This is a genomic window from Nocardioides sp. DN36 (assembly GCF_055380375.1).
Genome location: NZ_AP043823.1, coordinates 2841582 through 2860019 on the forward strand (window position 1 = coordinate 2841582; position 18438 = coordinate 2860019).

Consider the following 18438-nt stretch of genomic DNA (forward strand, 5'->3'; position numbering starts at 1 on the left):
CTCCTTCACCGGCAGGTACGTGCCGGACGATCCGTAGTGAAGTGACGGGGGTCACGCTACGGGAAGAGTCGGCAGCTCGGCCACCGTGCGTCCACTCAGAGGTCGGCGCCGGCCACCTTGCGGACGTGCAGGACGTGGACGGTCTCCGGCGGCATCACCGGCAGCCGGACCCCGAGGCCGGTCAGCACCCGCCCCGGGACCTCGGCGCCGTCGCCCTCGACCCAGGTCCGACCCAGGTCGGCGGAGTGCTGGCCGGGAGGCGTCTCGCTGCGCACCCGGTAGGCCCCCTCGGGATCCAGGCCCGGGAGCGTCACCGGTGCGGGTGACTGCGTCGTCACCGTGTCGACGGTCGCGACGACGTACCAGCCCTCCTCGTCGGTGACCACCCCGGTGACCACGACGGCCGGGTCGGGGTGGTCGCCGCGGACCAGCCGGCCGGCGGCGACGACAGGGCGGACCCGCTTGTGCAGCTCCACCCAGGCGCCCAGCTCGGACCGTTGGTCCGCGTCGAGGGTGCCGAGGTCCCACTCGATGCCGAAGTGGCCGAGCAGCGCGGTCCCGGCGCGGTACGGCAGCGGCTGGCTGCGCCCGGTCGTGTGCGCCACCGGCCCGCCGACGTGGGCGCCCATCATCTCCGGGGGCACGAGCAACGAGGTCCACCGCTGGATCCGCTGGCGCTCGACGGCGTCGATGGTGTCGCTGGGCCAGATCCGGTCCGTGCGCGTCAGCACCTCCAGGTCGACCCGGCCGCCACCGCTTGCGCACGTCTCGATCTCCAGCGCGGGGTGGGCCGCACGCAGCTCGTCGAGGAGCCGGTAGAACGCGAGCGTCTGGCCGTGCATGGCCGGGCGCCCGCCGTGGCCGACGTCGACGAGGTCGCGGTTGTGGTCCCACTTGAGGAACGCGATGTCGTACTCGTCGAGCAGCCGCAGCAGCGCGTCGCGGACGTGCGCGTAGGCCTCCGGCACCTGCAGGTCCAGCACCTGCTGGTGCCGCCACTGCGGCGGCAGCTCGCCGCGACCGCGCAGGATCCAGTCGGGGTGCTCACGGGCGAGGTCGGAGTCCTCGTTGACCATCTCCGGCTCGACCCACAGCCCGACCTCCATGCCCAGGCTCCGCACGTGGTCGACGAGGGGGTGCAGCCCGGCGGGCCACACGTCCGGGTCGACGGTCCAGTCCCCCAGCCCAGCCCGGTCGTGGCGGCGGCCGCGGAACCAGCCGTCGTCGAGGACGAAGCGCTCGACGCCGGTCTCGGCGGCCGCGTCGGCCAGCCGGGTCAGGCGGTCGAGGTCGTGGTCGAAGTACGCCGCCTCCCAGGTGTTCACCAGCACCGGGCGCGGGCGCCTGGTCCGGGTCGCGTGCCGTCGGGTCCAGCGGTGCAGCCGGTCGCTCATCGGGTCGAGCCCGGCGCCCGACCACGACCCCATCAGCCACGGGCCGGCGTACGACTCCCCGGGCCCCAGCGCCACCTCCCCCGGGCCGAGCAGCTCGCCCCCGCCCAGCAGGCACTCGCCCTCCGGGGTGCGTTCGGCGTACGCCGCGTGGTCGCCGCTCCAGGCGACGTGCGTGCCCCACACCTCGCCGTGGCCGAACCCGAAGGCGGGCGTGCCGGCGACCAGGAGCAGGGAGGCGTCGTGACCGGTGCGGCCGTGCCGGCCCTCGCGCAGGTGCGTGCCGAGGAGCCACGGGCGGCGCTGCGGGGTGCGCTCGCGGCACCAGCGACCGGTCAGGTCGAGCAGCTCGGTGGCGCGGGCCGCCACCGGCAGGGCGGAACGGACCGCGGCCAGCTGCAGCGTGTCGTCGCCGTCGTTGGTGACGGTCGTGCGCAGCCGCACGATCCCCTCGCGGGTGAGCTCGAGCTCGACGAGGACCGCCCAGCCCGCCTCGGCGTCGCTCGACGCGAGCCGCACGCGGGCGTCCGGGCCGGCGTCGTCCACCGACCAGGACCAGTCGCGCAGCCGCGGCGCCCAGGCGCCGGACGCGCGCCCGGGGCGGAACCCCTCGAGGCCGGGCAGCCCGGTGAAGCCGGAGACGTTCTCCCCGACGATCCCGCGCAGCCGCGGCTGGTCGAGCGCGGAGTGCGGGACGCCGGGACGGTGCAGGTCGACCAGGGCGTCGAGCTGGGGCTCGGTCAGGTCGCCGAGGGCAGCGCCCCAGTGGAGGATCACGGGGACCGAAGCCGGAGAGGGCGCGAGCACGAGGCTCACGCCCTCCCGGGTCAGGTGCACAGGTCGGGTCACGTGACGATGATGCCGCCGATCACCCCTTCACCGCACCCGCGGTCAGACCGCGGACGAAGTAGCGCTGCAGGGTGAAGAACACGACCATCGGGACGACCATCGAGACGAACGCCCCGGCGGTCAGCAGCTCCGACCCCTGCCCCTGCGTGCCGAGCAGCTGCTGGAGCGAGACGATCACCGTGCGGTTCTCGTTGGTCAGGAACAGCTTGGCGATGAGCAGGTCGTTCCACACCCACAGGAACTGCAGGATCGCGAACGCCGCCAGCGCGGGCACCGACATCGGGACGATCAGCCGCCAGAAGGTCTGGTAGTGCGTGGCCCCGTCGATCTTCGCCGACTCGATGACCGTGCGGGGCAGGGTCGCCATGTAGTTGCGCAACGTGTAGATCGCCAGCGGCATGCCGAAGCCGGTGTGGAGCAGCCAGACCGCGATGTACTGGCCCGAGATGCCGAGCCCGTTGGGGCCGAGCATGTTCAGCATCGGCTGGAAGGCCACCTGGATCGGCACCACCATCACCGCGACGATCAGGATGAACAGCACGTCCTTGCCACGGAAGTCCATGAACGAGAAGGCGTACGCCGCGAACGCGGCGAACATGATCGGGATGATCGTCGCCGGGATCGCCACGATGATGCTGTTGAGGAACGAGTCGCCGATCGACGACGGACCCTCGAAGACGCCACGGTAGTTGTCGAGCGTCCACCCGCCGTTCCCGATGGCCGTCCACCACCCGGAGGTGGCCTGGGCCGTCCGGGTGCGGAACGACGTGACGAACAGACCCACCGTCGGCAGCGTCCACAGGACGCAGAGCACCACCATGACGACGATGGAGAACCAGCTGCGTCGCCGCCCGTCCGCCATGAATCCCCGACCTTGGTGCGGCTTGCCTCCCGTGTCGACCGGTGCCACCACCTGCTGCTGCGAGCTCACTGGACTACCTTCCTCGTGTCGGCGGTCCTGGACGGGCCGCTGATGCACCCCAGGTGCCGTCGGGTCACTGCCCTGCTCGCTCGACCCCTTGATGTCCACGATGAGTTCTGCAGGGCCCGGCGGTCACCCGGGACGCCGTGATCGTCGACAGGGCTGTGCGCCAAGGCCGACCGGATGGCTGGCTGGGAGCGCCGATCAGTGAGCTGACAGACAGATGCGTCCCGGCACCAAGACGAGGGTGCCTCCCCACTGGGTCTAGCAGCGAGGAGGCTGACATGAAGTCTGCCAGCACCACCCCGGAGAGCAAACTGCCCGACCAGCCCATCAACGGTGTCACCGGCGGTGTGGACTGGGCCAGCGAGGACCACGCCGTCAGCGTGGTCGATCACCGCGGCCGCGAAGTCGCCCGCAGGACTGTCGACCACACCGCGGCCGGACTTCGCACGTTGGTGAAGTTCCTGATCAACCACGGCGTCGGCGAGGTCGCCATCGAACGCGGCGATGGCCCCGTCGTCGATGCTCTGCTCCACGCCGACCTGACCGTGGTCGTGATCAGTCCCAACCGGCTCAAGAATCTGCGCAGCCGTTACGGCTCGGCCGGCAACAAGGACGACCGGTTCGACGCCTACGTCCTGGCCGACACCCTGCGCACCGACCGCACCCGGCTGCGGCCGCTGACCCACGACAGCGAAGCCACCAAGACCCTGCGCGCCACCGTCCGGGCCCGCCGCGAACTGGTCAAGCACCGCGTCGCGCTGTGCAACCAGCTGCGCGCCCACCTGCAGGCCGCGTTCCCCGGCGCTGTGGGTCTCTTCAAGGACCTGGACTCCCAGATCAGCCTGCGGTTCCTGGCCCGCTTCGACTCCCAGGAACGCGCCGACTGGCTCAGCGTGAAGCGGCTGGCGGCCTGGCTGAGCAGCGTCGGCTACAGCGGCCGCAAGAACCCCGCCGACCTCTACGCCCACCTGCAGACTGCGCCGCGTGGACCGGTCGGTCCCGACGGCGCCGCCCGCGCCCATGTCACCCGCGCCATGCTGAGCGTCCTGACCGAGCTCGTCGAACAGATCGCGACCCTCGAGGCCCAGATCGCCGAACAGCTCGCCCTGCACGCCGACGCCCACATCTTCCAGTCCCTGCCCCGCGGCGGCACCGTGCGCGCTGCCCGGCTGCTCGCCGAGATCGGCGACGTCCGCGGCCGGTTTCCCGACGCCGCGTCCCTGGCCTGCCTGGCCGGCGTCGCGCCCTCGACCCGCCAATCCGGCAAGCACAAAGCCGTCACCTACCGATGGGCGGTCAACAAAGAGCTCCGCGACGCCGTCTGCGACTTCGCCGGCGACTCCCGCCGAGCCAACCCCTGGGCCGCGAAGATCTACAACGACGCCCTCGCCCGCGGCAAGGACCACCCCCACGCCACCCGCATCCTGGCCCGCGCCTGGCTCGGCGTGATCTGGCGATGCTGGCAGAACCAGACCGCCTACGACCCCCACCAGCACGGCGCCCTCCAGGCACTGCTCAGCGGTGTCGAAGCGGCCTGACGTTGACACAGGGCTACTCATCGGACCATCTCCTCCCTGCGGAAGTGGCGCACCTGGTAGATCAGGATCGGCGTCACGGCGAGGAGCAGCACCACGACGATCGCCGAGGCGATACCGGCCTGCTCGTTGTTGATGAGCTCGTTGAAGAACAGGTTCGCGATCACGTTGGTCTTGTCTCGTCCGTTGGTGAGCACGTAGACGATGTCGAAGACCTTGAGGACCAGGATCACCACGGTGATGAAGACGGTGATGATCGTCCCCTTGATCTGCGGGATCACCACCTGGCTGAAGATCTTCCACTCCGACGCCCCGTCGATGCGGGCCGCCTCGATCGTCTCCTCCGGGACCCCCTTGATGGCCGAGGACAGCAGGATCATCGCGAAGCCGACCTGGAGCCAGATCAGGATCACCATCATCAGGATGGAGTTCAGCCGCAGGGTGCTGACCTGCAACCAGGTCTGCGGCTCCCCGCCGAGCGCTCTCCAGACGGCGTTCAGCAGGCCGGTCGGGTCCTCGTTGGCCGGGTCGTAGGCGTAGACCAGGGACCAGATCGCCGACGCACCGACGAACGAGATCGCCATCGGCAGGAAGATCGCGCTCTTGGAGACCTTCTCGCCCTGCGGCGAGAGCTTGTCGGCCAGGACCGCGACGATGATGCCGAAGACCACCGTCACCGCCGGCACGATGATCAGCCACAGGATGTTGTTGCTGATCGCCAGCCAGAAGTCGTCGCTGGTGGCGCCGGTGAAGATGTCCTGGAAGTTGTCCCACCCGACGTACTTCGTGCTGTCGGCGTTGGCGAAGGCGTAGTTGATCGTCTGGATCGCCGGGTAGACCAGCATCAGCGCGATCAGCCCGATGCCCGGGACCAGGAACGCGTAGGGCATCAGCCCGCGGGACAGCCGGCCGGGCAGCCCCTCCACGAACATGTTGACGAAGAAGAAGAACAGCCAGGCGCCCCCGACCCCGGCGATCAGGGCGATCACCCCGATCAGGATCTTGCTGCTGGCGAACCAGTCGGGGTGGTAGGCGAGCGCCAGGAACAGGTTGCCGATGAACCAGACGACCACGACCAGGCCGACCAGGCCGACCAGCACCTTGGCGACGTTCATGCGGTCCGGGTTGTCGGGCTCCCGGGGGCCCGCGGGTGCGGGCTGGTCGGGAGGGGTCGGCTCACCCGGTGCGGGTGCCCCACCGGCGCGCGAGGCGCCGGTGGTCACATCGGTTCCGCTGCTCATTGCGGCCACGAGCTCTCGATGGCCTTGGCGGTGTCCTCAGAGCTCTTGCCCTGGATCCACTCGACCATGCCGGTCCAGAATGTGCCCGAGCCGACCTCCTTGGGCATCACGTCGGAACCGTCGTAGACGATCTGCGAGGCGTTGGTCGCCATCTCCGCGAGGTCCTTGGTCGTCTGGTTCGGGTAGTTGCTCGCGTCGAAGGTCTTGTGCGGGGACAGCCAGCCACCGGCCTGCGCCCACTCCGCGCCGAACTTGTCGGAGGTGAGGAACTCCATGACCTTCTTGGCGTCGTCGTCGTTGCCGTTGAAGAGCCCGGCGATGTCGCCACCACCGAGGATCGGCGGGTTCTCCTCACCGGCGGTCTTCGCCGGCCACTGGAAGACCCCGACCTCGTTGTCGAGGTCGGCCTGGATCTTCGGGTCGAGGAACGAGATCTCGAAGTTGCCCTGCCGCTCGAGCATGCAGCCCGGCGGGTCCTTGAACGCGGGGACCATCGACTCGGCGGCGGAGGTGTTCACGACGGTCTTGACGCCGCCGTACACCTCGCCGTCGGTGCGGGCGATCTTGTCGAAGGCGTCGAACGCCGCGATCACCTTGGGGTCGTCGAACGGGATCTCGTGGCTGGTCCACTGGTTGTAGACCTCGGGGCCGTACATGCTGAGCATGAACTGCTCGATCCAGTCGGTGCCGACCCAGCCGGTCGCCTGGTCGGCGTTCCACGCCATGCACCAGGGCGTGATGCCGTCCGCCTTGATCTGGTCGGTCAGCTTCTGCAGGTCGTCGAGGGTCTCGGGCGCCTTGTAGCCGGCCTTGTCCCAGGGCTTCTTCGGGTACCACACGATGCTCTTGTTGGCCATGCGCATCGGGGCGCCGTACACCCGGCCGTTGAGCCGCGCGGCATCGAGGAAGCCGGGCACCAGCGTCGAGTCGAGCTTGTCGTAGTCGAGGTAGGTGTCGATGGGCTGGACGTAGCCCTGACCGGCGAGCTCGAGGAGCCCGCCCGGCTGCGGGAACAGGCCGATGTCGGGGGTGTCGCCCGAGCGGACCTTCTGCTTGATGGTCGTGGTGAAGTCGCTGTCCGGGGTGTAGGCGATGTCGATCCCGCTGTCCTTCTCGAACTGCGCCAGCGACTTCTCGAAGTTCTCGGCCTCGACGCCGCCGAAGGCGCCGAGGATCGTGACCTTGTTGTCCCCGTCGGTGCTCGCGTTGTCGACGTAGCCGTTCAGCCCCTCGCCGGAGCCCCCTCCTCCCGGCTGCTGGAGACACCCCGTGAGTGCCGTGGCGGCGAGAACCGCCACCCCCGCCGCCGCCCAGCGGCGACTCGATCCTCTACTCATGTGCCCTCCTCGACGTCGGGACAGCGGCTCACATCCGCCCGCCCCGGAACCCGGTGTGTGGTGCGTGTCACAACGTGCCCCTTTTGTGTACTGGACAAACGGGATCGTGTAAACGACCAATGAGGTCACGTTCGGGATACGGACCTGTCTGGTCAGCTCGTGGCCGTCGGCGCCGGACCCGTGCTCGACCTCGACGCGCGCCGGGCCCGCCCGCAGTGTCCGATTCCCGCCAGCACCCACCCCGGTGGTGCGCGAGGCTCGAGTGGTCAGTGGCTGTCGAACCCGGAGGATCCCGTGCACACCGACATCGACCTCAAGGTGCTCTACTTCGGCACCCCCGTCGTCCTGCTCAGCACCATCAACCCTGACGGCTCGCCGAACCTCGCGCCGATGTCGTCGGCCTGGTGGCTCGGGAGCACCTGCCTGCTGGGCATGGGCCGCACCTCGCGGACGGCCGAGAACCTGGTCCGCGAGCGGGAGGTGGTGGTCAACCTCGTGCCCTCGACCCTCGTCGACGCGGTCGACCGGCTGGCGCTGCTCACCGGGCGCCCCGACGTACCCCCGCACAAGCAGGCGCGGGGCTACACGTTCGAGGCGGACAAGTTCGCCGCGGCCGGGCTGACGCGACAGGACTCCGGGCTGGTGTTGCCGCCGCGGGTGCTGGAGTGCCCGATCCAGCTCGAGGCCCGTCTCGCCTCGGCCCACCCGTTCGGCGAGGACGCGCACGCCTGGGCCTTCGAGGTCGAGGTCGTCCGCGTGCACGTCGAGGAGCAGCTGCTGCTGCCCGGCACGGCGTACGTCGACCCGGAGCGGTGGGACCCCCTGCTGATGAAGTTCTGCGAGTACTACGGCGGCGCCACGAACGTGCGCCCGTCCTCGCTCGCGCGGGGCTGGCAGATGCCGCACGCGCGACCGGAGGACGACGTCGCAGTGGATCCGGACGAGGCGGTCGCGTGAGGCCGGTCAGGCCGCAACGGCCAGCAGGCGGCGACTGATCGCGACCGCGGCCTGTCGCCCCGCACGGTTCGCGCCGATGGTGCTCGCCGAGGGGCCGAAGCCGACCAGCTGCACCCGGGGATCGGCCACCGCGGTCGTGCCGTCCAGGGCGATCCCGCCCTGCGGCGAGCGCAGCCGCAACGGGGCCAGGTGTCCCACCGCGGGACGGAAGCCCGTGGCCCAGAGGATCACGTCGACGGGTTCGAACGAGCCGTCGGCCCAGCGGACGCCGCGCGGCTCGATGCGCTCGAACATCGGCCGCCGCTCGTAGGCGCCGAGCCGTGCGGCCTCGGCCTCCTGCGGGCGCAGCGCGAGGCCGGTCACGCTCACCACGCTGGCGGGCGGCAGGCCACGGCGTACCCGCTCCTCGACCAGGGCGACCGCGGCCCGGCCGGCGTCACGGTCGAAGCCGCCGGTGCGCCAGACCGGCGGGCGCCTGGTGACCCAGAGCGTGTCGGTGACGGGGGCCAGCTCGCCGAGCAGCTGCACGGCCGACGCACCGCCGCCGACGACCAGCACCCGCCTGCCGGCGAAGGGCTCCGGCCCCGGGTAGCCGACGGTGTGCAGCTGCTCGCCGGCGAAGTCGCCCGCTCCGGGGTAGGACGGCACGAAGGGCCGCGTCCAGGTGCCGGTCGCGTTGACCAGCGCGCGGGTGCGCCAGCGCTGGCCGGCACCGTGGACCACGAGCAGCTCGCCGTCGCTCGAGACCTCGTCGACCACGACCGGTCGCAGCACGGGCAGCCCGTGCTGCACCTCGTAGGCCGCGAACCACTCCGGGACCACCTCGTTGGCGCGGCGCTCCGACGGGGCCGGCGCCGGACCGTCCGGCAGGTCGGCGACGCCGTGCACGTCGGTCATGCTCAGCGAGTCCCAGCGGTGCTGCCACGCCCCGCCGGGCACGGGATTGGCATCGAGCACGACGTGGTCGAGGCCGAGGCGGCGCAGGTGGTACGACGACGAGAGGCCGGCCTGTCCGGCGCCGATGACGACGGCGTCGAGCACGCGATCGACGTCCGCGAGGTCCGAGCTGTGCACACGGGGCCAACGTCGCGGGGCCGGTCGATATGCCCGCCGGGACCGACCCGGGTCCCATGCCCGGCGGGTGCCTCCGCGGCGGCCCACCGGGCGGGATAGCCTGAGGATTCGTGAGCACTCCCGTCAACGAGCCGCAGTTCCGCTACTCCGACCTCCTGCCCACCGGCACGGACGACACGCCGTACCGGCTGGTCACCACCGAGGGCGTCTCGACGTTCGAGGTCGACGGGCAGACCTTCCTGAAGGTCGCGCCGGAGGCGATCCAGCGGCTGACCGCGGAGGCGATGCACGACATCGCCCACTTCCTGCGGCCCGCGCACCTCGCCCAGCTGCGCCGGATCATCGACGACCCCGAGTCGTCGGGCAACGACCGCTTCGTCGCGCTCGACCTGCTCAAGAACGTCAACATCTCCGCCGGCGGCGTGCTGCCGATGTGCCAGGACACCGGCACCGCGATCGTGATGGGCAAGAAGTCCGAGGGCGTCGTCACCGGCACCGACGACGGCGAGGCGATCTCCCGCGGCGTGTACGACGCCTACACGAAGCTCAACCTGCGCTACAGCCAGCTCGCACCGCTCACGACGTACGACGAGAAGAACACCGGCACCAACCTGCCGGCGCAGATCGAGATCTACTCGACCCCGCAGACCAGCGGGAAGCCGGAGTACAAGTTCCTCTTCATGGCCAAGGGCGGCGGCTCGGCCAACAAGTCGTTCCTGTTCCAGGAGACCAAGGCGATCCTCAACCCGACGCGGATGCTGTCCTTCCTCGACGAGAAGATCCGCTCGCTCGGCACGGCCGCCTGCCCGCCGTACCACCTCGCCGTCGTCATCGGCGGCACCTCGGCGGAGTTCGCGCTGAAGACCGCGAAGTACGCCTCGGCGCACTACCTCGACAACCTGCCGACACAAGGGAGCCCGGCCGCCCACGGTTTCAGGGACCTCGAGCTGGAGGAGGAGGTCTTCAAGCTGACCCAGTCCTTCGGGATCGGTGCGCAGTTCGGTGGCAAGTACTTCTGCCACGACGTGCGCGTCGTGCGGCTCCCCCGCCACGGTGCGTCGTGCCCGGTGGCGATCGCCGTCTCCTGCTCGGCCGACCGCCAGGCGCTCGGCAAGATCACGCCCGAGGGCGTCTTCCTCGAGCAGCTCGAGACCGACCCGGCCCAGTACCTGCCCGACCACGGCGTCTCCGACGAGATCGCGGCCGGCGAGGTCGTGAAGATCGACCTCAACCGGCCGATGGACGAGATCCTCGCCGAGCTCACGAAGCACCCGGTGAAGACCCGCCTCTCGCTGACCGGTCCGCTGGTCGTGGCCCGCGACATCGCGCACGCCAAGATCAAGGAGCGGCTCGACGCCGGCGAGGAGATGCCGCAGTACCTCAAGGACCACCCCGTCTACTACGCCGGCCCGGCCAAGACGCCCGAGGGCCTCCCCTCCGGGTCGTTCGGCCCGACCACGGCCGGACGGATGGACTCCTACGTCGAGCAGTTCCAGGCCGCCGGCGGCTCGAAGGTGATGCTGGCCAAGGGCAACCGGTCCAAGGTCGTCACCGAGGCCTGCCACGCCCACGGCGGCTTCTACCTCGGCTCGATCGGCGGGCCCGCCGCGCGCCTCGCCCAGGACTGCATCAAGTCGGTGTCGGTCCTCGAGTACGAGGAGCTCGGCATGGAGGCGGTCTGGAAGATCGAGGTCGGGGACTTCCCCGCCTTCATCGTGGTCGACGACAAGGGCAACGACTTCTTCACCGACCCCTCGGGCGCCGTCACCGTCCCGCTGAGCTCGTTGGGCGCGGCGGGCATCCGGGTCCGCTCGGCCGAGTGACGTCGGGTCCGCAGTACGACGTCACGCCGGAGGAGAACCACGCACGCATCGTGGCCGAGCGGCGGGCGGGAGCGCGCCGGGCGAGGCTCACGGCGGGGATCTTCGGGCTGGTCGCCCTCGGTCTCGTCGCGTTCATGCTGACCCCGACGCAGCGCAGCTACCTGACCGAGGGGGCCCCGTCGTACGACGCCACGATCCTGCGCAGCCAGCCTTCCGCGCACGACACGTGCCGAGGCCGGGTCAGGAACTCCTGGCACCTGCGGCTGCGGTGGACCCAGGACGGCCGCGAACGCACCGCCTGGCGGAGCTGGTGCGAGGAGGACGGCCCGGCCCCGGGCACCCACCGGCGGATCTGGATCCAGGAGGACGGGACCGTCACCCTCGACTCGCCCACCAGGGCCCGCTGGGCGATGGGCCTGCTGCTGCTCCTGACGATCGTGCTCGGCGCGGGTGGCAGCTGGCTGTTCCTGCGCCAGCGCCCGCCCCTGCCTCCGGCGGACGTCATGCGTCTCGAGGTCTAGGGGCCACGATGCGCATGACGTCCCGGTGTCAGGCTGCCGCATCTCGGAACCCACCCGCCCGCAGACCCGCCTCGATCTGGGCGAAGAACTCATCGGGACGCAGCCGGAGACCGAGCAGCGGCAGGCGCAGCACCGTGTCCCCCGACAGCGCGAGTGAGTTCTGGCGGAGGGCATCGCCCACGATGTTCTCCGCCCACGAGTGATGGATACCGTCGATCTCCACGACGAGCCGCCACCGCGACCAGTACAGGTCGAGGTAGTAGCGGTTGCGCCCGTCCCTGCGAAGCACCTGCCGGTCAGGTTCGGGCAGGCCGCGACGCCTCAGCTCGGTCGCGACGTCGAGCTCGCCGAGTGACCGGGCGCCCTCGAGCAGGTCGTTCACGACCGCGTGCAGCAGGAGACGGCGTTTGTCGCGCCGGATCCTGAGCAGCTCCTGCCCGATCGCGTCCGCGCGCGCGACCCCCTGCTGCACGGCCATGGTCAGGATGAGGACTGCCTGCTTGTCGGACCTCGCCCACAGGGCAGCCCGAACCGCGGCGACGGGCGGCCGGGTGCGGGGGACGCCGGCGCGCACGACGTCGTCCCGGCTCCAGCGCCGGGTCTGTCGGATGTCGTAGAGCCGGGTACGGCGTACCCGGGACCCGCGCGGGACAGAGACCCGGATCCGGTCGACGTCGTACCTCTCGAGCCCGGCCGCCCTCAAGGCGGCGACGCCGTCCAGGCAGGCACTCGGGCCGCCCTGGAAGACGGCAGCCCACCAGTGACCTTCCTCCTCAAGAGGACCGGAGTGCAGACACACCGACTGGTGCCCGACCGTCTGCCACCGACCGGCCCGGGCGTTCGCCACGATCTGCCAGCGGGTCACCCCCGCGGCGTACAGCTGTCGCCTCGAGACGACACCTCCCTGCGAGGCCGCGAGCTCTCGAGCACGTCGTAGCGCGGCGTCGTCGTGGGGGGTCACCTTCGGCATGACGAGAACCCTCGCCCGATCCCCTCGCCTCGGCCGCTCGCGCGACATCATCTGGGGACAGACACGGCGGCGCCCGCCCCTGTGCACGGCCGGCGGCCAGTCCGCCAGCACAACGTCATGCGTCCTGAGGGCTAGAGACCTCAGAACGCATGACGTCAACGCGGGCGAGGGGTCAGTCGCCCTCGACCGCGCGCCGGTTGTCGGCGGGGATCGCGTTCGGACCCGCCTCGCCCTCCTCGGGCCGGCCGCTCTCGCTCTCGGGGTAGCCCGCGGTCGCCTGGTCGTCCGCGATCGGGGTGTCGGCGTCGGCGGGGTCCATCGCGGACACCTCGGACACCTGCCCGCCCTGCTCGTCCCGCCGATCGCGCTCGCGCTCGCGCTCGTCGGGCTTGCCGGCCTCACTCATGGGTACTCCTCGTCTCGGGGTCGGTCACCACGTCGTACCCCGCGGCCGGAGATCGACTCCCGGCCGCCCGGGCCCACCGATTCGCAGGCGCGTCCCACCGGCCGACAGGATGGTTCCATGGAGTCCACGCAGTACGTCGAGATCGCCCGCGCCGAGTCCGAGCGCGGCGAGCTGGTGCTGCGCGAGCGACGCAGCGACGGCGCCCCGAGCGTGCTCGAGCTGCGGGCCAACGGCGTCTTCGTGATGGACACGCTCGAGACCAGCACCGAGCGGGCCCTGGCGTCCGCGGCGCTCGGCCTCGTCGAGAACCCGTCGGCCGTCGTGGTGGGCGGGCTGGGCCTCGGCTACACGATGCACGAGGTGCTGGCCGACTCCCGCGTCGAGAAGTGCGCCGTCGTCGAGATCGAGCAGGCCCTGGTCGACTGGATGCGCGGCGGCACGATCCCCCACGGCCCGGGGCTGCTCGCCGACGAGCGCGTGACCGTGGTCGTCGCCGACGTGGCCGTGGCCCTCGCCGAGGCCCGCCCCGCCTCGTACGACCTCGTCCTGCTCGACGTCGACAACGGCCCGGGCTACCTCGTCCACGAGGAGAACGCCGCGCTCTACCGCACCCCCTTCCTCACCAACGCCCGCGCGGCGCTGCGTCCCGGGGGCGTGCTGGTCGTCTGGTCCGCCGACCAGGCGCCCGCGCTCGAGGAGGCCCTCCGCGAGGTGTTCGGCGAGGCCGAGGGCAGGTCGTACGACGTGCTCCTGCAGGACCGCGACGAGCAGTACTGGCTCTACTTCGGGCGGGTACGTTCAGGGGCGTGAGCACTCCTGACGCCAACAGCCACGCCGACGGCGGCTTCCGCACCGAGCACGACTCCATGGGCGAGGTGCGCGTCCCCGCGGACGCGTTGTGGCGCGCCCAGACCCAGCGCGCGGTCGAGAACTTCCCGATCAGCGGGGTGACCCTCGAGCCGCGGCACATCCAGGCCCTGGCGCTGGTGAAGGCCGCCGCCGCGCGGGTCAACGGCGAGCTCGACGTGCTCGACGCCGCGCGCGTCGAGGCGATCGAGAAGGCGGCCGGGCAGGTGCTCGCGGGCGAGGCCGACGGGCACTTCCCGCTCGACGTCTTCCAGACCGGCTCGGGGACCAGCTCCAACATGAACATGAACGAGGTGCTGGCCAGCCTCGCGGCCCGCGCCGGCGTCGACGTGCACCCCAACGACCACGTCAACGCCAGCCAGTCCAGCAACGACACGTTCCCGACGTCGATCCACGTGGCGGCCACGCTGGCCGTCGTGGAGGACCTGCTCCCCGCGCTCGCCACCCTCGAGCGCAGCCTCTCGGCGAAGGCCGAGGAGTTCGGCGGCCTGGTGAAGTCCGGTCGCACCCACCTGATGGACGCCACCCCGGTGATGCTCGGCCAGGAGCTCGGCGGCTACGCCGCCACGGTGCGGTACGCCGGCGAGCGGCTGCACTCCGTCCTCCCCCGGGTGCGCGAGCTGCCTCTCGGTGGCACCGCGGTCGGGACCGGCATCAACACCCCGGCCGGCTTCTCGGCCCGGGTGATCGAGGTGCTGGCGGAGCGCACCGGCCAGGAGTTCACCGAGGCCCGGGACCACTTCGAGGCGCAGGGCACCCGCGACTCGCTGGTCGAGCTGAGCGGCGTGCTGAAGACGATCGCGGTCGGCCTCACCAAGATCTGCAACGACCTGCGCTGGATGTCGTCAGGCCCCACCACGGGCCTGGCGGAGATCCACCTCCCCGACCTGCAGCCGGGCTCGAGCATCATGCCCGGCAAGGTCAACCCGGTGCTGCCCGAGGCGACGCTGATGGTCTGCGCGCAGGTGATCGGCAACGACACCGCGGTCACCGTGGCCGGCGCCAGCGGCAGCTTCGAGCTCAACGTCGCGATGCCGGTGATGGCGCGCAACCTGCTGGAGTCGATCCGGCTGCTGTCCACCTCGACCGTGCTGCTGGCCGAGCGGTGCGTGGACGGCATCACCGCCGACGCCGACCGGATGCGGCAGTACGCCGCCTCGTCGCCGTCGGTGGTGACGCCCCTCAACAAGTACGTCGGCTACGAGAACGCCGCCAAGATCGCCAAGCGCGCCCTGGCCGACGGTGCGACCATCCGCGAGACGGTCGTGGCCATGGGCTTCGTCGAGCGCGGTGAGATCACCGAGGAGCAGCTCGACGAGGCCCTCGACCTGGAGCGCATGACGCACCCCTGAGCGGGTGGGTCAGCGACGGGTCAGCAGCTGGGTGTGGCGGATTGGCGTGGACGCGTTGTGCGCCCGGTCCCGGGCACCCACCTTCACCACGAGCCGACCCTTGGTCAGGTGCGCGAGGCGGACCCGCCACGCGCCCGCGGACGTGGGGGTGACCACGCTCGGCCGCGCAGCGTGCCACGCGGCGCGCCGCGACGTACCCGCCCGCACCCACGACCTGGTGGCCGGCCGGTAGGCGTACCACCTGGCGCCGCGCTTCTCGACGGCCCTGACCCGGACGCTCGCCACGCCGGTGCCGGCGTCGGTGGCGCGACCCTCGACGTAGCGCCAGCTGCCCACCGAGTCGCGGTGCGTCCGCGGCACCCGCAGCTTCACGACCGGCCCGACGGAGTCACGGCTGACCGTGACCGGCGTCGCCAGGACCGACGCGTGGTTGCCCGCCTCGTCGACCAGCTCGATGCTCGGCGTGTAGTCGCCGGCCGCGGCGTACACGTGCTCGGCCGGGGTGCCCGACGCCCACGGGGTGACCGCGCCGTCTCCCCACGAGACCGTGCGCACGATGTCGGCGTCTGCGCTGAAGTCGTCGTGGATGCCCAGCTGGGTGAGGGCGACCCGGTCGAGCGTCGCCCAGGCGGTGCCGGGCGCGGTCGAGAAGCTCCCGGTGGGCGCGGTCTCGTCCCCCACGACCACGGCGCCGAGCGCGACCACCGCAGCGTTGCCGGCTGCGTCGGTGAGCGTCACGCTCGGTCGCCACAGCCCCTCGCCGGCGTACACGTGGTCGGCGGTGGTCCCCGACGTCCAGGGCTGCGTTGCGGTCCCGTCGCCCCAGTCGAGCACCCGGGTGACGTCCGCGGGTGCGGAGACGTCGTCCGCGAGCGCGGTCTGGGTGACGGTGGCCGTCGACCCGGACCGGCTCAGGGCGAAGGAGCCGGTGGGGGCGGTGAGGTCGGGCAGCTTCGTGCTCACCCTGGCGGACCGGCCCCGGCGGTTGTCGTGGTACGGCGTGACCGTCACCAGCACGCTGGTGCCGGCGCTCGCCCTCACGCTGGCCAGCCAGCTCGGCGAGGTGACCGTGTCCTTGTCGAGCACCGCGCCTGCCGGGTTCGTCGCCGTGACCCGGTACGACGTGGTGTTGGTGCTCGCTGCCCAGGTCGTGGACAGCCGGTAGGCGGCCGTCGGCTTGGTCACCTGCACCGCGAGCTGGCTGACCTTGCCGGGCCGGACCGGCGGGCCGGCGTGCGCCGACTGGCCGGTGAGCGCCACCGGGACGCTCAGCAGAAGGGCCGCCATCAGGGCGGCGTGGCGCGTGGAACCGCGCAGGTAGGACGTGGACATGTTCTCCCCCACAAGAGCTCGACCGGACCGTGACGACCCCGAGCGCCTGCTGGCGACGCTAGGCAGCGACCGTGTCGTCCGTGCACGGAATGCGCGCCGGATGACCCACCCGTGCGGAGGTCGAGACGCACGGCCGGTGCGAGGTGGCCCGTCCGGGTGGTGCGGGGTGGCCCGGACGGACCGGCATGTGCGGGACGTTCCGGGGATGCGGTCGTGGCTAGGCTCTGCCCACTTCTCGGAAAGGCAGGACAGAACTGTGAGCACGATGAACGACACCGACTCGGTCCGCGCGCAGTACGCGTCGGAGCGGAACCTCGAGACCCGCCGCTCGGTGTGGCACCCGACGGCCGACGGCCGCGACCCGGTCGAGGTGGCCGCGGCGGTCGTCCGCGCCACCGGCGCCCGCGCCGTCCTCGAGGTGGGCTGCGGGACCGGCGCCTTCGCCGAGCGGCTGGTGGAGCAGGACCCCGAGGCCACGGTGGTCGCCACCGACCAGTCCGAGCGTCTGGTCGAGCTGACCGCGGCGCGCGGCGTGGACGCCCGGGTCGCCGACGTGCAGGACCTCCCCTTCGCCGACGCGTCGTTCGACCTGGTCGCGGCGCTGTGGATGCTCTACCACGTGCCCGACCTCGACCGCGGCCTCGCGGAGGTCCGCCGGGTGCTGCGACCGGGCGGCCGGTTCCTCGCCGTCACCAACGGCGTGGAGCACACCGCCGGGCTGCGCCGGGACGCCGGTGGCGAGGCACTGGTGACCCAGTTCAGCAGCGAGAACGGCGAGGACGCGCTGCGACGGCACTTCGACCACGTCAGCCGCGAGGAGCTCCGCACCCGGGCGCTCTTCCCCGACCACGCCGCCGCCCAGGCCTACCTCGACACCATGGGCGGTGAGTGGCACCTGCCGCACTTCGACGGCCCGCGTGAGTACGCCGGACACGTCACCGTCTTCCTCGCGTCCTGAGACGGCTCGACCCGCCACGGCGTCCGTGGCGGGTCGAGACGGTGACCTGGATCAGTACCAGCCGTAGGACTGGCTGTGGCCCCAGGCACCGCAGGGGCTGCCGTAGCGGTCCTGGATGTAGCCCAGGCCCCACTTGATCTGGGTGGCCGGGTTGGTCGCCCAGTCGGGGCCGGCGCTGGCCATCTTCGAGCCTGGCAGCGCCTGCGGGATGCCGTAGGCCGACGAGCTGGGGTTGTCGGCGTCGATGCGCCAGCCCGACTCCCGCGTGTAGAGCGAGTCGAGGCAGCCGAACTGGTCCGCGGAGAACCCGAACTGCGGCAGCAGCGCCCGGGCGATGTCGCGGGGGTCGTCGTCGGCGATGCTCTCGTGGCGGGTCATCGCCGGGCCGTCGTCGGCGGCGAGCGCCGCCTCCTTGGCCGGGTCGGCGGCCGCGCGGCGGTCCGCCGACCGCGAGGTGACCTCGGCGCGGCGCTCCGCGAGCTGCGCCGGGGTCAGCGGCGCGGCGACGTTGCGGCCGAGGTCCTCGGCGGCGTTGCTGACGCTCGTGGGGCTGGAGAGCATGCCGCCCGAGACGGCCACACCGGTGGCCGCGACGGCGACCGAGGAGATGACGACGGTGTTGCGCAGGACCTTCTTGGGGGCCTGGGTGACGATCGAGGACGCTGGAGCCTGGCGGTGCTTCGGGACGTACTTCTCACGCTTCGGCACAGGGGTACTCACGGGGTAGACGACTCGGGGTGAACCTCCGCGACCGGCTCGCACGCGATGGAGCTTCGGCGTTTGGTCACGAAAAGATCTCGAGCCACCCTGCACGAGTGAGCAGGTGAGGGCAAACCGAATGGCCCATTTGGGGGGGACTTCTGGGGGAAAAGTGGCCGGGATCTCCCCACAGGTGTC

16 protein-coding genes are annotated in these 18438 nt (G+C 71.4%); 7 read left to right on the forward strand and 9 right to left on the reverse strand.

Going from position 1 to position 18438, the window contains the following annotated elements:
* Positions 1-95: 95 nt before the first annotated feature.
* Positions 96-2240, reverse strand: a complete 2145-nt coding sequence (locus ACZ43H_RS14535; RefSeq protein WP_464583924.1) for an alpha-galactosidase — start codon at positions 2238-2240, stop codon at positions 96-98.
* A 19-nt stretch (positions 2241-2259) separates the two neighbouring features.
* Positions 2260-3171 (reverse strand): carbohydrate ABC transporter permease, encoded by a 912-nt coding sequence (locus tag ACZ43H_RS14540; RefSeq protein ID WP_464583926.1) that lies wholly within the window; start codon positions 3169-3171, stop codon positions 2260-2262.
* A gap of 275 nt (positions 3172-3446) precedes the next feature.
* Here ACZ43H_RS14540 and ACZ43H_RS14545 point away from each other — a divergent pair, with 275 nt between their 5' ends.
* The gene (locus tag ACZ43H_RS14545) at positions 3447-4706 is read left to right on the forward strand and encodes an IS110 family RNA-guided transposase (RefSeq protein WP_464583928.1); all 1260 of its coding nucleotides are present in this window, start codon (positions 3447-3449) and stop codon (positions 4704-4706) included.
* Positions 4707-4723: 17 nt separating this feature from the next.
* Here the strand turns inward: ACZ43H_RS14545 and ACZ43H_RS14550 are convergent, their stop codons facing one another.
* Together ACZ43H_RS14550 and ACZ43H_RS14555 are read right to left on the reverse strand one after the other, a co-directional pair.
* Positions 4724-5944, reverse strand: a complete 1221-nt coding sequence (locus tag ACZ43H_RS14550; RefSeq protein ID WP_464583930.1) for a carbohydrate ABC transporter permease — start codon at positions 5942-5944, stop codon at positions 4724-4726.
* Positions 5941-7281 carry an ABC transporter substrate-binding protein gene (locus ACZ43H_RS14555; protein ID WP_464583932.1) on the reverse strand — a complete coding sequence of 447 codons (1341 nt, stop codon included), beginning with the start codon at positions 7279-7281 and terminating at the stop codon, positions 5941-5943. The genes ACZ43H_RS14550 and ACZ43H_RS14555 overlap by 4 nt, the downstream gene beginning before the upstream one ends.
* Positions 7282-7575: 294 nt before the next feature.
* Here ACZ43H_RS14555 and ACZ43H_RS14560 point away from each other — a divergent pair, with 294 nt between their 5' ends.
* The gene (locus ACZ43H_RS14560) at positions 7576-8238 is read left to right on the forward strand and encodes a flavin reductase family protein (protein WP_464583934.1); all 663 of its coding nucleotides are present in this window, start codon (positions 7576-7578) and stop codon (positions 8236-8238) included.
* A 6-nt stretch (positions 8239-8244) separates the two neighbouring features.
* On the opposite strand, the gene ACZ43H_RS14565 is transcribed toward ACZ43H_RS14560, so the two are convergent.
* Complete coding sequence (locus ACZ43H_RS14565) at positions 8245-9312, reverse strand: NAD(P)-binding domain-containing protein (RefSeq protein ID WP_464583935.1); 1068 nt, start codon at positions 9310-9312, stop codon at positions 8245-8247.
* 110 nt (positions 9313-9422) lie between these two features.
* On the opposite strand from ACZ43H_RS14565, the gene ACZ43H_RS14570 reads away from it, so the two are divergent.
* Complete coding sequence (locus ACZ43H_RS14570; protein WP_464583937.1) at positions 9423-11135, forward strand: fumarate hydratase; 1713 nt, start codon at positions 9423-9425, stop codon at positions 11133-11135.
* Complete coding sequence (locus ACZ43H_RS14575; RefSeq protein ID WP_464583939.1) at positions 11132-11656, forward strand: hypothetical protein; 525 nt, start codon at positions 11132-11134, stop codon at positions 11654-11656. Before ACZ43H_RS14570 ends, ACZ43H_RS14575 begins: the two co-directional genes overlap by 4 nt.
* Before the next feature lie 28 nt (positions 11657-11684).
* On the opposite strand, the gene ACZ43H_RS14580 is transcribed toward ACZ43H_RS14575, so the two are convergent.
* Both ACZ43H_RS14580 and ACZ43H_RS14585 read right to left on the reverse strand, forming a co-directional pair.
* Entirely contained in the window at positions 11685-12626 is a 942-nt protein-coding gene (locus tag ACZ43H_RS14580) for a DUF559 domain-containing protein (protein ID WP_464583940.1), read from the reverse strand.
* Positions 12627-12798: 172 nt separating this feature from the next.
* Positions 12799-13032 carry a hypothetical protein gene (locus tag ACZ43H_RS14585; protein ID WP_464583942.1) on the reverse strand — a complete coding sequence of 78 codons (234 nt, stop codon included), beginning with the start codon at positions 13030-13032 and terminating at the stop codon, positions 12799-12801.
* A 117-nt stretch (positions 13033-13149) separates the two neighbouring features.
* Between ACZ43H_RS14585 and ACZ43H_RS14590 the strand changes: the two genes are divergently transcribed.
* On the forward strand, positions 13150-13842 hold the full coding sequence (locus ACZ43H_RS14590; RefSeq protein ID WP_464583944.1) for a spermine/spermidine synthase domain-containing protein: 693 nt from the start codon (positions 13150-13152) through the stop codon (positions 13840-13842).
* 56 nt (positions 13843-13898) lie between these two features.
* Positions 13899-15251, forward strand: coding sequence for a class II fumarate hydratase (locus tag ACZ43H_RS14595; RefSeq protein WP_464590832.1), 1353 nt, complete (start codon positions 13899-13901; stop codon positions 15249-15251).
* A gap of 9 nt (positions 15252-15260) precedes the next feature.
* Here ACZ43H_RS14595 and ACZ43H_RS14600 read toward each other — a convergent pair whose 3' ends face one another.
* Positions 15261-16583 (reverse strand): Ig-like domain repeat protein, encoded by a 1323-nt coding sequence (locus ACZ43H_RS14600; protein ID WP_464583946.1) that lies wholly within the window; start codon positions 16581-16583, stop codon positions 15261-15263.
* Positions 16584-16848: 265 nt separating this feature from the next.
* Here ACZ43H_RS14600 and ACZ43H_RS14605 point away from each other — a divergent pair, with 265 nt between their 5' ends.
* Positions 16849-17541: a class I SAM-dependent methyltransferase gene (locus ACZ43H_RS14605; RefSeq protein ID WP_464590834.1), complete on the forward strand. Its 693-nt coding sequence runs from the start codon at positions 16849-16851 to the stop codon at positions 17539-17541.
* 51 nt (positions 17542-17592) lie between these two features.
* Here ACZ43H_RS14605 and ACZ43H_RS14610 read toward each other — a convergent pair whose 3' ends face one another.
* Positions 17593-18249, reverse strand: coding sequence for an aggregation-promoting factor C-terminal-like domain-containing protein (locus ACZ43H_RS14610; protein ID WP_464583948.1), 657 nt, complete (start codon positions 18247-18249; stop codon positions 17593-17595).
* Positions 18250-18438 lie beyond the last annotated feature (189 nt).

Coding starts and splice junctions, on each gene's coding strand:
- ACZ43H_RS14545 (WP_464583928.1), top strand. CDS start 3,447: ATGAAGTCTGCCAGCACCACCCCGGAGAGCAAACTGCCCGACCAGCCC.
- ACZ43H_RS14550 (WP_464583930.1), bottom strand. CDS start 5,944: ATGAGCAGCGGAACCGATGTGACCACCGGCGCCTCGCGCGCCGGTGGG.
- ACZ43H_RS14555 (WP_464583932.1), bottom strand. CDS start 7,281: ATGAGTAGAGGATCGAGTCGCCGCTGGGCGGCGGCGGGGGTGGCGGTT.
- ACZ43H_RS14580 (WP_464583940.1), bottom strand. CDS start 12,626: ATGCCGAAGGTGACCCCCCACGACGACGCCGCGCTACGACGTGCTCGA.
- ACZ43H_RS14585 (WP_464583942.1), bottom strand. CDS start 13,032: ATGAGTGAGGCCGGCAAGCCCGACGAGCGCGAGCGCGAGCGCGATCGG.
- ACZ43H_RS14590 (WP_464583944.1), top strand. CDS start 13,150: ATGGAGTCCACGCAGTACGTCGAGATCGCCCGCGCCGAGTCCGAGCGC.
- ACZ43H_RS14595 (WP_464590832.1), top strand. CDS start 13,899: ATGGGCGAGGTGCGCGTCCCCGCGGACGCGTTGTGGCGCGCCCAGACC.
- ACZ43H_RS14600 (WP_464583946.1), bottom strand. CDS start 16,583: ATGTCCACGTCCTACCTGCGCGGTTCCACGCGCCACGCCGCCCTGATG.
- ACZ43H_RS14605 (WP_464590834.1), top strand. CDS start 16,849: ATGAACGACACCGACTCGGTCCGCGCGCAGTACGCGTCGGAGCGGAAC.